Origin of the sequence: Paenibacillus sp. FSL F4-0087 (genome assembly GCF_038020215.1) — a bacterium.
Classification (GTDB): Bacteria; Bacillota; Bacilli; order Paenibacillales; family Paenibacillaceae; genus Paenibacillus; species Paenibacillus taichungensis.
This window is the reverse complement of sequence record NZ_JBBODJ010000001.1, coordinates 2,200,811-2,214,722: the sequence shown is the minus strand read 5'-3', so window position 1 is coordinate 2,214,722 and position 13,912 is coordinate 2,200,811. Positions and strand designations below refer to the sequence as shown.

The following is a 13,912-nucleotide window of genomic DNA, read 5'->3' as shown; positions in this document are numbered from 1 at the left end:
ATCGACAAACGGTTGTGCTTTTTTTTAGCTAAAAGGGACGTAGTTAGACGCTCGGATTCTAGTTAAAATAAGCACAATTACAAAGAAGAGACGGATAAACAGACAAGTTTTCAAGACTGAGCCGTCCACAGAGAACCGTAAAACAGCAAGTGAGACATCAGAGTTAAAGGGGTTGATCGATTGTTTGCTTACACGCTCCGAAGGCTGCTGCAGATGATTCCGGCGCTGATCGGCATTGTGGTGATTACTTTCATCCTGTCCCGCGTTCTTCCGGGAGATCCCGCCATTGTTATGGCTGGCGAACAGGCCACGGATGATGTCATTGCCAAAATCCGAATGGACATGGGATTGGACAAGCCATTATTTGTACAGTTTTTTAGTTACGTGGGACAGTTGCTCCAAGGGAATCTGGGATTTGCCTACCATACCGGTCATACGGTGCTAAGTGACTTCGCTACCCGCTTTCCGGCAACCATCGAGCTGACATTGGCCAGTGTGATTATAGCCATCTGTGTTGCAATTCCGGTAGGCATTATCGCTGCAACTCGAAAAGAGTCCTTTATCGACCACATCTCCAGGGTGTTCTCACTGATTGGAGCATGTGTACCGATTTTCTGGTTGGGACTGCTATTTATTTACATCTTCTATTCCATCCTTGGCTGGGCACCAGCTCCAATGGGACGCATCAGCGGAGACCTCAATCCACCGACTCATATTACCGGATTGTACGTGGTAGACAGTCTTATGACCGGAGATATGGTTGCACTCAAAAGCAGTCTTGCTCATTTACTGCTTCCGGCCATCTGCCTGAGCACAGGGACAATGGCGATTGTAGCGCGTATGACCAGGTCCAGCATGCTGGAAGTCATCGGACAGGATTATGTACGTACCGCACGAGCCAAGGGCTTGAGCGAAACCGCGGTCGTCGGCAAACACTCCCTGATCAATGCTCTGATTCCCACGTTGACCGTTCTTGGCCTGCAGTTTGGCGGATTACTCGGTGGTGCGGTAATCACGGAAACTATCTTTTCCTGGCCTGGCGTCGGCGGTTATGTGACAGATTCGATTCTGGCTGCCGATTATGCACCAATTCAGGCATTTACACTGGTAAGTGCCATTCTGTTCAGCTTTATAAATCTGGCGGTGGATCTGGTCTATGGATTGATTGATCCACGAATCCGTTATGAATAGGGTCGCCGCGAAAGGAGGAGTACCGCTGTGAGTACTGCCGCACCGACTTCCATGGGAACCAAACCTGCACCAGCGGTTGTTCCCAAACCCAAAACCTTTCTGAGACTGTTGCTCCGCAATCGGCTCGCTGCAATTGGTCTAGCCTTTATCGTGATGTGGACTATCATCGCAGCTATTGCCCCCTGGATTGCCCCTTATGATCCGTACGTGACGAATACGGCTGTGAAGCTGGAATCCCCATCAGGTGGTCACTGGTTCGGTACCGATAACTATGGTCGTGACATTCTGAGTCGTGTTCTGTATGGAGCCAGAATCAGCATCTGGACAGGCTTGATTGCCGTCAGTATCTCGTTTGTCATCGGGGTTCCGCTGGGCGGAATCGCTGCTTACTACGGCGGACGTACTGGCAATATCATCATGCGGGTGATGGATGTATTGCTTGCATTTCCCTCGCTGGTACTCTCCATGGCAATCGCGGCTTCCATCGGCAATGGACTGACAAGTGCCATGATTGCTGTAGGGATTGTGGGTATTCCCGAATTTGCCAGATTGATGTATGGACAGACCGTATCCCTGCGCGAAAAGGAGTACGTGGAGGCCAGCAGAGCCATTGGAGTGAGGGACAGAGTGATTCTGTTTCGCCACATCCTGCCGAATGCTTTGGCACCGCTGTTGGTACAAGCCACGCTTGGTATGGGCTTTGCCATCCTGACGGCATCCAGTTTGAGCTTTCTCGGTCTTGGCGTCAAACCGCCTACAGCCGAGTGGGGAGCCATGATCTCTGAAGGTCGGGAGTATATCATTTCCGGACAATGGTGGCTCGTGACATTCCCTGGACTGGCTATAGCCACATCCATTCTTGGCTTTAACCTGCTCGGAGATGGTTTCCGTGATGTACTGGACCCAAGGTTGCGTTCGGGAAAATAGGGGTGGGTTACCATCTGCCTCTACAGAACCGATTCATAGATAGCTGGCTGGGGGAACCGATTTGCGGGGAATGCCTTGGAATAATGGCATGCAAGGTTCCATCACCGTCAGTAGGCAGATTGAAAGCTGCTGCGGTTGGTATCAGGAATATGAGTTAGTTACATTCCGGGGTATTGGCCCACACATTCACTTTGTCTAATAAAAGCTGCAACGTTTTACAGTATCGCATCACAAGACTGGTTCAAAAAGGGGAGGAAACTAATAATGAAAAAGCTCAAATGGTTTTCTGCAATGATTGCTCTTACCGTTGTTCTCGGTGGCTGTGCCAGCAATGCCAATCAGCAGCCTGCGGCATCCGGCTCAGGAGGGGAAACAAAACCTGCGCCAACACTGACGGTTGCTTACTCTGAGGGTGGAACTACGATGGACCCGGCGGAGGCGAATGACCTGACCTCGGATACATTGGTACTGGCAACCTATGACCAGTTGGTAACCTATGGTGTCAAAACGGTAGATGGTGCTGATGTAGCCAACACGGAGGATATTCAGCCGATGCTCGCCGAGAGCTGGGAAGTGTCTGCTGACAATACAACGTATACATTCAAAATCAAAAGCGGTCTGAAATTCCAAAGTGGAAATCCGGTCAATGCGGATGCGGTTGTGTACTCTTTTGACCGTGTGGCGAAGTCCAGCTCCGGCAGCTTTCTATACGGAATGGCCGACATCAAGAGCGTGACCGCCAAGGACGACTCCACCGTTGAGATCGTACTGAATAAAGCAAACCACATGTTCACCCAGATCATTGCCATGTATACCTTCTCCATTGTGGACCAGAAGCTCGTCGAGGAAAAAGGTGACGATTATCTGAAAACAAATGCCGCGGGATCAGGCCCGTTTACACTCGAAAAATGGGACCCGGCCAGTGAAGCGGTCTTCCAGGCCAACAACGACTACTGGCAGGGAGCACCGAAACTTAGCAAAGTCACGCTGAAATTCACGAAGGAAGCCTCCAACCGTGTGCTGCTGCTGAACAAGAGTGACGTGGACATGGCGATCGAGATTCCTCCAAAAGATGTTGCAGCTTTGCAGGAGAATAGTAATTTGACCATCAAGTCGAATGCGAGTAATCGCATTTTGTTCTTCGCGATGAACAACAATGTCAAACCATTTGATAATGAAAAAGTGCGTCAGGCCATCAACTATGCGATTCCTTATGACCAATTGATCAACGATGTCATGTATGGTCAGGCCAAAGAGATGAAGAGTGCTGTAGCGAGCAACACACCAGGTTTTACGGATGCAGGCTATGTGTACGAGTACAATCTGGACAAAGCCAAGGAATTGTTGAAAGAAGCAGGGTATGCGGAAGGGTTCAGCTTTGACTTTACCCTCGGTTCGGGCTTTGACGATTGGGAATATGATGCGGTTCTGATTCAAGCAGAACTGGCCAAGATCGGTGTCAAAATGAACATTAACAAAGTTGCTCGTGCGCAGTTCCTGGAACAGCAAAAAGACGGGAATTTAGTCTCTTACATTTCCAAATGGACTTCTTTTGTTAACGATCCTGGATACCATCTGGGCTTCCTGCTCTATGGTGAAGGCTCTTCCAACTACATTCATTACAACAATGCGGAAGTTAACAAACTGTGGGAAGAAGCAGGCGCCGAACCGGATCAGTCGAAACGCAACGAGCTATACATGAAGGCGCAGGAGATTATTACGACAGAAGCGCCATGGGCGTATCTATACGAATACAACCGGGTTGTCGGCATGAATAACAAGGTCAGCGGATACGTGTATTACCCGGATGAAGTTCTGCGTTTCTACCCACTTAGCAAGGAGCAGTAAAAACGGACGATTTGGGGGACAGGCAGTCATGCCTGTCTTCTACAATTCGTACTGACCACAATACAGCCTATATTGAGAGGAGCCTGAACAGGATGGATTGGAAAAGGAAGGTACTTGATGCAATCGAGGATGGCCAGAATGAATTACTGGAGCTCTGTTCACAACTGATTCGTTTTCCGACGGAGAACCCTCCAGGGGATTCGCGTGAGATTAGTGCTTTTATTATCGAATATCTGCATCAGGCCGGAATCGACACCAAAGTACATGCGGCAACGGAAACGATGTTTAACCTGATCTCCACGTTGAATGGAGAAGGGACGGACAAGTCAGACAAACATCTGATTTTCTGTGGTCATACCGACGTTGTGCCAGCCGGGGATCTTTCCCGTTGGGATTTTGATCCGTTCTGCGGTGAAATCAAGGACGGATATATGCTTGGACGCGGGGCATCCGACATGAAAGGTGGGCTTGCGGGCCTGATCTTTGCAACGGTTATTCTGGCAAAGTTGAATGTGCCTTTGCGTGGAGATCTGTCGCTGATGATTGTTCCGGATGAAGAAACAGGTGGTGACCTGGGGGTACCATGGGTTCTGGAGCGTGGACTTGCAACCGGAACTGCCGCGGTAATTGCAGAGCCATCCAGCCCGCAGCATCCAACCATTGGACAAAAGGGGAGCTGCTGGTTTGAGTTTACGGTGGAAGGTACACCGGGTCATGGCAGTCTTCAACCCATTGTAGGCGATAATGCGATTGTGAAGGCAGCCAAAGGCATTGAAGCATTGCAGCGTCTATGGGACATCAAGCCGGACATCCCGGAAGAGGTGAAGGATATTATCCGCATCTCGCAGGAATATGCGCGTGATCGGGAGAAGGCGGGTCTGGCCTATCAGGTGTTCGACCATGTAACAGTGAATATCGGTTCAATTCAGGGTGGAACCAAGGTGAATGTGGTAGCGGATCGCTGCACTGTTCAGGTGGACTCCCGCGTTCCATTTGGTGTGGATTACCGGGATGTATTGGACCGTGCTCGCTCGCTTCTGCTTGAAGCAGGAATAGAATCAGAGCTGAAGCCGTTTGGCTTCCAGGGCAATGCCAACTGGACTCCAGCGCATGAACCAATCGTGAGCCAATTGGTGGAGAGTATCAGCGAAGTCAGTGGTGAAGAGGCGTACGGTGTGCTGCAATGGGCATCCAGCGATGCCCGCCACTTCCGTAATCATCAGATTCCGGTATTGCAATATGGTCCGGCAGAGCTGTCCACGATTCATAATTTTAACGAAAAAGCACCCGTATGGCAGATTATCCAGTGTGCCAAAGTGTACGCGCTGAGCGCGCTTAAATATTTGGGCGTGGAAGGTATGAAAGATGAGACGTTATTGAAGAATTCGAATGGTGCGGCTTCCGAAGAAGCCACGACGTCCAAGCGTTAATTTTTTTAGAAGGAGCAAAGCTAAAGGTTCAGAACGTAAAGGCATGGGAGGGGAACAACATGACTGAACTGCTCGAAGTTTCGGATTTGCGGACAGAGTTCATTACGGATGCAGGTGTGATACGCGCCGTGGACGGGATCAGCCTTTCCATACGGCAGGGTGAAACGCTGGGTATTGTCGGAGAATCGGGATGCGGGAAAAGTATTACATCGTTATCAATCATACAGTTGCTCCCCAAAAAGATAGGCCGTGTGGCGTCAGGGGAAGTCCGTTTCCAGGGGAAAGACATGCTTAAGTTGTCCGGGCGTGAAATTCGCCGAATTCGGGGTAACCGAATGGCCATGATTTTTCAGGAGCCGATGACCTCACTCAATCCGGTATTCAAAATCGGCAAACAAATCTCGGAAGCGGCACGATACCATCTGAAGCTGGGCAAAAAAGAGGCTTGGACACGGTCGGTTGATATGCTTCGCAAAGTCGGCATTCCCCGTCCTGACAAAATTGCAGAACAATACCCGCACCAGCTCTCAGGTGGCATGCGCCAGCGGGTGATGATCGCCATGGCGATGGTATGCAGTCCGCAGCTGCTCATTGCAGATGAACCAACAACAGCCCTGGATGTGACCATCCAGGCACAGATTCTGGACTTGATGCGTGACCTCCAGCGGACAGAGAATATGGCAATCATGATGATCACTCATGATCTTGGCGTTGTAGCTGAGATGTGTGATCGCGTCATGGTGATGTATGCCGGGCAAGTGGTGGAAGAGACGGATGTCAAAACCCTTTTTGCCGATCCCAAGCATCCATATACTCGCGGTCTTTTGGCTTCGCTGCCGCAGCTTGCGGGTGATCAGGATCGTCTTCAATCTATTCCAGGTCAGGTACCGAACCCCGCCCATATGCCGTCCGGCTGTCGCTTTGCTCCTCGTTGCCCGGTGAAGGAAGCACGGTGCGAGACGATACAACCCGAATTACTGGAGACAGCACCAAGTCATAGCTGTCGCTGTCTGCTGCAACAGGAGGGGATTATATGAGTGCGATATTGGAAGTCAGAAACCTCAAGAAGCATTATCCTATCCGCAAGGGCCTGTTTTCCAAACAGGTCGGTGCCGTCAAAGCCGTCGATGGTGTAACGCTGTCTGTGGAGCGCGGGGAAACACTCGCCGTGGTTGGAGAGTCCGGTTGCGGAAAATCCACCACGGGGCGTGCCATCCTGCGTCTAATTGAGCCGACGGACGGCGAGGTGTTCTTCGAAGGAAAGGATGTACGGAAGCTTTCGCCAGAAGAGCTGCGCCGTTTCCGTACGGATATGCAGATGGTGTTCCAGGACCCATACGCCTCACTGGATCCACGCTGGACGGTACAGCGCACACTGGAGGAGCCGCTGCTCACCCACCATAATCTGAAAAAAAATGAGTTGAAAAGCCGAATCGAAGAGCTGATGGAAGTGGTCGGATTATCCCCCTATCAGGCACATCGCTTTCCGCACGAGTTCTCGGGTGGACAACGGCAACGGATCGGGATTGCCCGTGCTCTCGCTTTGAATCCCAAATTCATTGTGTGTGACGAGCCCGTGTCAGCGCTGGATGTGTCCATTCAGGCTCAGGTGCTGAACTTGATGCAGGATCTGCAGGAACAATTCGGACTGACGTATATGTTCATCTCTCATGACCTGTCTGTCGTTAAGTTCATCAGTGATCGTGTGGCTGTCATGTATCTGGGCAAAGTGGTCGAGCTTGCGCCCACTTCCGAACTGTTTACCGAAGCACTGCATCCATATACCAAAGCATTGATGTCCGCTGTTCCGGTTCCTGATCCGAATGTGCAAAAGGAACGAATCGTCCTGGGCGGCGATGTGCCCAATCCGGAAAATCCACCGTCCGGCTGCACGTTTCATACTCGTTGTCCGTATGTGAAGGACGAATGCCGCTCTGTTATCCCGGAGCTGCGGGAGATTTCACCAGGACGCCAGGTGGCATGCCATTTGTATTAGAAGTGATCATTTGAGCTGAAAAATACGTTCAGAGAATGCGAACAAACCTCCAGTTTACTGGGGTTCTGTTTGCGTTTTTCTTTTTTTATCTTCTCTTCTGCCATTATTTCTGACGATAGTATCTCCATATTAAGAAATGGGTAAAAATTTTTCTCCCGTCAACCGATATAAACACAGAGAATGCAACATGAAATGTAATTATTCATGATCAAGATGACTATAAAAAGCTTCTATTGAAATTGAAAACAAGAAGGGTATGAAAACATCTATGGATGAGGAAGTTCAAATTCAATACATTAATTTCTCGGTCGGAAGCCAGATTTGTGCGCTTCGTATTGATGAAGTTCATGAAATTATTAAAATGCTCCCGGTAACCACCGTTCCTTTTGGCAGTCCTGAGATTAAGGGTTTCACGCCCTTGTACGGCAAAGTGGTCTCTGTTGTGAGTGTACGCGTCCTGCTCGGCTTGCCTGACGAGGAGACTACACCTTCCACGCGTATCATTGTTGTGCCTTATCACGACGATTATGTACCGCTCGTCGTCGATTCCGTGGATTCCGTGGTGATGTATGATCGGTTTGAAGAGCCTACGGAAGAATATCGTCGTTACACAACGGGAATATTCAAGGAAATCGCACACAATGACGATCATGAAGCTGGCATTCTTAATTTGGATGTATTGCTCGGTAATTTAACCAAATCGCAGTAAACGCACGCTGAAATGTTATATACAAAGCACATATCCGCTTGCTTATGATAATGCTCCTTACCCCTTTGTGGGGGTTAGGGGCATTTTTTATTGTGATCACCCTATCCTTGAATGCAATGAAGCGGTGTGTTTCACCTTTTAACAGGCATACATAATATAGTATGAAGTGGTTTGAAGATGGTTTTTCGAAGTAATGTAGCACTTTTTATCCGTAAAAGTTTTTAAATCCGAGCATTTTCGTATATGATGGAGAGTAACAATGCGAAGGGATGACGGGAGACTGTAATGATGCAATCGCTGTATGGAGTATGGCTTGGTGACGTATTTTTTTGTTTTTCCGGTGAAACATCGGAACCACGTGTGGATGCGTGGAGCCACGTGGTACGGAAGCTGAATTTTGGCGACGGGGGTCGTCTGTTTCAGCCTGCCGCTCTGCGTCTTGCGGAGCTTCGTTGGCCCAATCCGATGCGTAATGCCGCGGAAGCGAAGGGTACGAAGCGACGTCAATTGCTCGGACGGACGTTGGAAGGGCTCGCAATCTCGCCCAAAGATACATTCAAGCTGCTGCTCCATTGGGACGACAGTATATTGAATGCGGCAGGAATTCAGGCCGGAGAAGAGATTCGATACTGGGTAAAAGCAGCACAGTTTACACAGGAACTGCTGCTGCGCGGAGAATTTGCTCCGTCCGCTGAGTTTGCGGCCAAGACGGGGGCGCGTCGTCGCACCGGACAGGAAACGTTGACAGGCGTATGGCGTCCACGTCTGTTGCAGGAAGCAGATGTAGAACGATTCCGGGAGTTGGCGGAATCTATGCCGCCGATCGGATTGTCTGCTCCCGGAGCATACGCATCTTCTGAACCGGAATCACGGGAGGAAGCGGGAGCGGCCGTATTATTTTCATTTATGAGCGGAATGATCCATGCGGTTGTTACGGGTGAGATGGAAAGCATGGACAGTGAGCTGTCTCGTTACCGCACGCCATTTCGGCGTGGGTCTTCTCCGGTAGCAGAGCTGTGGTGGAACAGTCTGATCTCGATGTTTCGCCCGGTGACGGTGCAGGGACCTACAGAGGAAATGGCAGAACTCATTGGAACACTGCAAGAAGCTGGCGGTACTGCGAAACCCGTGGTAGGCAGTGAAGAAACGGCTCCCACGGAAGGTGAGTTGAAACTGGTACTGCGGCTGGAACCGCCCCTTGGTGATCATGAATCATTGTGGGGGATTACCTTCTGGGCAGACAGTGTGCAGGAATCTGGCCTGAGATTGCCTGCACGCACGATCTGGGCTCATCCGGAACGAGATCTGGACCGAGGCAAAGTACGTTATATTTCAGCTGCAGAACAGCTCCTGATGGCGCTGGGGCATGCATCAGAACTGGCACCGGAGCTGGAAACGGCGCTTCTTCATGCACGACCGGAAGGAATGAAACTGGAACAGCAAGCCTTTTTTGAATTTTTGACCTACGCTGTGCCTCGTCTGCAGAAGGCGGGCGTAACCGTGTTAATGCCTTCCCGCTGGAGCCGTGCAGGGAAACGCCGCGCTGGACTACGTCTGCAGATGCTCAATCGGGGAATAGAAAGACCGGTTGGGGCCCCTTCTTCACTGGGTATGGAGCAGCTGGTTGCCTTTAAGGCAGAACCGATGCTGGACGGCAAACCGGTTACGGCGGAGGAGCTGGCTGCGCTTGCAGAAGCAACGGTACCTTATGTGATGTTCCGCGGCGAATGGATTGAAGTGGATACAAAAGAGATTCGTCAGGTACTGCGTTATATGAAAAAAGAAGAAGAACAATATATGCCACTCTCCGAATGGCTGCATCTGGCAGCTGAAGAAGGCGAAGATACCGCTTGGAAGGGGCTTTCCGTCTTTGGTGCGGAATCCGAGGGGCTGCTGTCCTTTTTGCTCGACGGACAGGTGCTCCGCAGTATTGAGCCTCGGCAGGTTCCGGCAGAGCTGCATGGCGAGTTGAGACCCTATCAAGAGCGGGGGTACCAATGGTTATCCGCCATGCGTGAGCTTGGTTTCGGAGTATGTCTTGCCGATGATATGGGGCTGGGGAAAACGATACAGGTTATTACCTGCCTGCTGGACTTGAAACATGAGGAACAGCAAGCTGCCGCGGAGGAAGCACGTGAGCACGAAGCGTTTATGAGGATGGAAGAAGAGTCTGCGAACGGTGAACAGCCGCACGTGCATGATGCGCATCTGCCTGCACTTATTGTGTGCCCTACCTCGCTGCTTGGGAACTGGCAGCGTGAGCTGAAGCGGTTTGCCCCGAATCTGTCGTTATATATTCATCATGGCGGACAACGGTTGCACGGCAATGCCTTCCAGTCAGAAGCACAGTCTCATGATATTGTGCTGACGACCTATCATCTGGCTGGCCGGGATGGCCCGGATCTGGCTTCGTTGCACTGGTCTACCGTTGTGCTGGATGAGGCGCAATATATTAAAAATTACCGCACAAAGCAAGCGCAAAGCGTCATGCGTCTGTCTACGCCGCATCGCATTGCGATGACGGGTACGCCAGTGGAGAATCGACTAAGCGAGCTGTGGTCCATTTTCCAATTCCTTAATCCGGGGTATCTGGGTACGGCTTCTTCATTCCGCCAGCGCTATACCGGACTGGGCCCATCCGAAGAAAATGCAGCTTCTTTGCGCGAGCTTCATCGGCTTGTATCGCCCTTTATGCTGCGCAGGCTGAAAAGTGATCCGGATATCCGCAAGGATCTGCCGGAGAAGCTGGAACTGAAATCCTATTGTTCCCTGACACCAGAGCAGACCGTTCTGTATCAGCGGGTGGTGGATGATCTGATGGGCGGATTGGATGGACGAAACGGTATCGCCCGTAAGGGGATTGTGTTGTCATCACTGACCAAGCTGAAGCAAATCTGTGATCATCCGGTGCTGGCGGACAGCAGCCGGAAGGAACATGGTAAAGCTGAGGCATCCGGCAAAATGGAACGTCTTCTGGAATTGGTGGATGCGATCCGTGACAATGGGGAGTCTGCGCTGATTTTCACTCAGTATGTGGCGATGGGGGAACTGCTCGTATCCAGGCTTACACAGCGGTATGAGGAAGAACCGTATTTCCTGCATGGTGGTGTTTCGAAGTCACAAAGGGATGATATGGTGGAAACCTTCCAAAAAGGGGAGGGCCCATCCTTGTTCGTCCTGTCTCTTCGTGCCGGGGGTGTAGGCCTGAATCTGACGCGTGCCAGTCATGTCGTTCACTACGATCGGTGGTGGAATCCTGCGGTGGAGAATCAGGCAACAGACCGGGTATTCCGAATTGGGCAGAATCGAAACGTACAGGTGCATAAGCTGATCTGTCAGGGTACCCTGGAGGAACGGATTGATGAGCTGATTGAGAGTAAAAAGGCGCTTTCTGAGCAGGTGGTCGGTTCCGGTGAGAACTGGTTGACCGAGATGTCGGATGATGAGCTGCGCGGTCTGATCTCGCTTCAGGGCGAGACATGGCTGTAGGTTGCGAGATAAATAGTACATGCAAAATATAGTGACAGGAAGGGGGATTGTTGTGAGCGAAAAATGGAATGTAGAGCTGCATATGTCCCCCGGTGGATGGACAGCAGAAGTAAGTGCGGCTGCTAATGCAGACAAAGAGGCATTAGCAGCCGCAGGCAAGACCGAATCAGCCGAAGGCTTGTTCACGGTAACAGGCACGCTGCATCAGCTCAGTGAAGCTGAACGCGAGGCTGTGCTGGCACAGCTGCGCAAGCGTCCGCTGGCGCTGTACGCGCTGCTGCGCGGCGGCCCTGCCCCGGCGGAGCTCGACGGGCTGCTGCCGCAGCATGCGCCAAGCGAGGCCGTGCCGGGCACAGCCGTTGGCAGCTCGCTGAGCGCGGGCGGCGCAGCGACGTGCACCTGCGGCCGCCCGGGCTGCGCGCATGCCTCGGCCGCTGAGCGCGCCGTTGCCGCGCGCTTCGCGGCCGAGCCGCTGTTGCAGCTGGCGCACGCCGGCCTGCCGCGCGAAGCGCTGCTCGCCGGCGTGCTGGGATCATGGGCGGAGGAACTCGCCCATGATCCCAGCGGCCCCGGCCGCGCAGCCGAAACGGCCGGCCGCCCGCAGGCGCGGGGCGGCGAAGGCGGCGCAGCCGTCGGCGAGTGGATCGCCGAGGCAGCCGCGGACGGCGCCATGCACCAGCCGGGGCCTGGTTTCGGCGCCGTGAAGGTGCGGCTGGCGCAGCCGGGGAAACCCCCGGCAACGCCGGAACTGGCGGCGCTGCTGCCAGGCGTGCCTGCCACCGCAGGGCTGGCATTGATCCGCGAGCGGGTAGCTGCGCGGATGTGGGAGGCTGTCCAAAAGAAGAAGAAGGACAGCCCGGCGACCAAATGATGCACCATTCGGAGCGGGGGAGATCTCAGATCATCCCCGCTTGTTTGTGATGTGCATCGGCGAATTTCTTTTTATCCAACATGGATATATACATTTCTAATTCGCTCTAAGGCGTTGAACCTGGAATAGGGCTCTAAAAGTCCAAAAAACGACCGTACAAGCTGTACACCCGTCATATCTTTAGAGTGACCTCCTCTCAAGGAGGTCTTTACCGGTGGAGCTTCGCTGCAATTTAAGGTATACTGTCGCAGGGGAAGACAAGCCCTGATGCACGAATACTGCAATCATTATTACTATGCGATAGGAGTTTTTACATGAAATTACGTACAGGACGACAGCGCCAAGTTGCGGTTATGCTGTCCTCACTTATGATATGCGGAGCTTTGTTATCCGCTTGCCAGGACGGTTCGGGCTCAGAGGAGAATCAGAATCTGAACGCAGCAGGAAGCGCACAACAAGAGTCGGACGGTACCACGGTTCATTTGACTGAGGATACTGGCAAGGATGGCAACAACACAGGTGGGGATGACAGCTCATCTTTGGACAATAACAATGAAGGTACGGACAGTGGTTCCGGCAATGCTTCAACTGGGGGAGAGGGTTCTTCTGACGCAGGCAATGGAGCCACAGCAGAGGATCCCCTAATGGAGAAACGCAGCATTAGCGCGCTGCAAACGACGATTGATGCACAAGCGGTAGTGACCAATTCAGAAGCGATGACCGTGATCGTTAACAAACAGCGCAGCTTGCCAGAAGGATACGAGCCGGATGATCTGGTGGAGCCTAACGTACCGTTTTCCTTCGACGGGCCGCATGAAAAGCGCCATATGCGCAAGGAAGCTGCCGAGGCGTTGGAGAAGCTGTTTGCCGGTGCCAAAGCGGACGACATTGAGCTTCGTGCGGTATCTGGATATCGTTCTTATCAGCGTCAGGTTTCGATCTATAACAACAATGTCAAAACCAAAGGTAAAGAATACACGGATCGTGTAAGCTCTGTGCCAGGCCACAGTGAACATCAGACCGGACTAGCGATTGACGTTTCCAGTCCAAGTGTAGGCAATGCCATAGAAGAGGTATTTGGCACATCGAAAGAAGGCCAGTGGTTGGCTGAGCATGCAGCAGAATATGGGTTCATCATCCGTTATCCACAAGGTGAGGAAGCGATAACCGGCTATGTGTACGAGCCATGGCATATTCGTTATGTCGGCACTGATCTGGCTCCTGATGTTGTGAAAAGTGGACTGACACTTGAAGAATACTTTGATGAGGCTAATATCAAGCTGTAAGCCTGGTGCTTCCTCTTTTGATTGAGGACTAGGATCTCAATCTCAAAAAACCCCTGAATGATTCACCCTTGTCCAAGGCATGGGAGATCACTCAGGGGTTTTATTGGTTTGAGCTAAATTCAGTTATATCCTATTTTATTTGCTTGTTCAGCAGGTCGGCAGACT

The 13,912-nt window shown here is 51.7% G+C and carries 11 protein-coding genes; all 11 read left to right on the top strand.

Translation table 11 applies throughout. The features are described 5' to 3' along the window. Positions 1-180: 180 nt before the first annotated feature. The 11 genes from MHB84_RS10310 to MHB84_RS10260 all read left to right on the top strand — a co-directional run bounded on the left by MHB84_RS10310 (position 181) and on the right by MHB84_RS10260 (position 13,747). Positions 181-1,191 (top strand): ABC transporter permease, encoded by a 1,011-nt coding sequence (locus tag MHB84_RS10310; protein WP_170867904.1) that lies wholly within the window; start codon positions 181-183, stop codon positions 1,189-1,191. 51 nt (positions 1,192-1,242) lie between these two features. Then, positions 1,243-2,118, top strand: a complete 876-nt coding sequence (locus MHB84_RS10305) for an ABC transporter permease (RefSeq protein ID WP_076290741.1) — start codon at positions 1,243-1,245, stop codon at positions 2,116-2,118. Positions 2,119-2,188: 70 nt separating this feature from the next. Next, on the top strand, positions 2,189-2,317 hold the full coding sequence (locus MHB84_RS10300; RefSeq protein WP_341143034.1) for a hypothetical protein: 129 nt from the start codon (positions 2,189-2,191) through the stop codon (positions 2,315-2,317). A 65-nt stretch (positions 2,318-2,382) separates the two neighbouring features. Further along, entirely contained in the window at positions 2,383-3,966 is a 1,584-nt protein-coding gene (locus MHB84_RS10295) for an ABC transporter substrate-binding protein (protein ID WP_076290573.1), read from the top strand. A 92-nt stretch (positions 3,967-4,058) separates the two neighbouring features. Beyond that, positions 4,059-5,396 carry a M20 family metallopeptidase gene (locus MHB84_RS10290; RefSeq protein WP_076290572.1) on the top strand — a complete coding sequence of 446 codons (1,338 nt, stop codon included), beginning with the start codon at positions 4,059-4,061 and terminating at the stop codon, positions 5,394-5,396. 59 nt (positions 5,397-5,455) lie between these two features. After that, positions 5,456-6,433 (top strand): ABC transporter ATP-binding protein, encoded by a 978-nt coding sequence (locus MHB84_RS10285; RefSeq protein ID WP_076290571.1) that lies wholly within the window; start codon positions 5,456-5,458, stop codon positions 6,431-6,433. After that, a complete protein-coding gene (locus tag MHB84_RS10280; RefSeq protein WP_076290570.1) occupies positions 6,430-7,392 on the top strand; it encodes an ABC transporter ATP-binding protein in 963 nt (320 codons plus the stop codon). The genes MHB84_RS10285 and MHB84_RS10280 overlap by 4 nt, the downstream gene beginning before the upstream one ends. Positions 7,393-7,648: 256 nt before the next feature. Beyond that, positions 7,649-8,101: a chemotaxis protein CheW gene (locus MHB84_RS10275; protein WP_076290569.1), complete on the top strand. Its 453-nt coding sequence runs from the start codon at positions 7,649-7,651 to the stop codon at positions 8,099-8,101. 285 nt (positions 8,102-8,386) lie between these two features. Next, positions 8,387-11,590, top strand: coding sequence for a DEAD/DEAH box helicase (locus tag MHB84_RS10270; RefSeq protein ID WP_076290568.1), 3,204 nt, complete (start codon positions 8,387-8,389; stop codon positions 11,588-11,590). Positions 11,591-11,642: 52 nt separating this feature from the next. Continuing rightward, positions 11,643-12,461 (top strand): hypothetical protein, encoded by an 819-nt coding sequence (locus tag MHB84_RS10265; RefSeq protein WP_076290567.1) that lies wholly within the window; start codon positions 11,643-11,645, stop codon positions 12,459-12,461. A 314-nt stretch (positions 12,462-12,775) separates the two neighbouring features. Then, positions 12,776-13,747, top strand: coding sequence for a M15 family metallopeptidase (locus MHB84_RS10260; protein ID WP_076290566.1), 972 nt, complete (start codon positions 12,776-12,778; stop codon positions 13,745-13,747). Positions 13,748-13,912 lie beyond the last annotated feature (165 nt).

What these genes read in the sequence shown, in the direction of transcription:
- MHB84_RS10305 (WP_076290741.1), top strand. Translation starts at nt 1,243, where the DNA reads ATGGGAACCAAACCTGCACCAGCGGTTGTTCCCAAACCCAAAACCTTT.
- MHB84_RS10260 (WP_076290566.1), top strand. Translation starts at nt 12,776, where the DNA reads ATGAAATTACGTACAGGACGACAGCGCCAAGTTGCGGTTATGCTGTCC.
- MHB84_RS10270 (WP_076290568.1), top strand. Translation starts at nt 8,387, where the DNA reads ATGATGCAATCGCTGTATGGAGTATGGCTTGGTGACGTATTTTTTTGT.
- MHB84_RS10280 (WP_076290570.1), top strand. Translation starts at nt 6,430, where the DNA reads ATGAGTGCGATATTGGAAGTCAGAAACCTCAAGAAGCATTATCCTATC.
- MHB84_RS10275 (WP_076290569.1), top strand. Translation starts at nt 7,649, where the DNA reads ATGAAAACATCTATGGATGAGGAAGTTCAAATTCAATACATTAATTTC.
- MHB84_RS10295 (WP_076290573.1), top strand. Translation starts at nt 2,383, where the DNA reads ATGAAAAAGCTCAAATGGTTTTCTGCAATGATTGCTCTTACCGTTGTT.
- MHB84_RS10290 (WP_076290572.1), top strand. Translation starts at nt 4,059, where the DNA reads ATGGATTGGAAAAGGAAGGTACTTGATGCAATCGAGGATGGCCAGAAT.
- MHB84_RS10300 (WP_341143034.1), top strand. Translation starts at nt 2,189, where the DNA reads ATGCCTTGGAATAATGGCATGCAAGGTTCCATCACCGTCAGTAGGCAG.
- MHB84_RS10285 (WP_076290571.1), top strand. Translation starts at nt 5,456, where the DNA reads ATGACTGAACTGCTCGAAGTTTCGGATTTGCGGACAGAGTTCATTACG.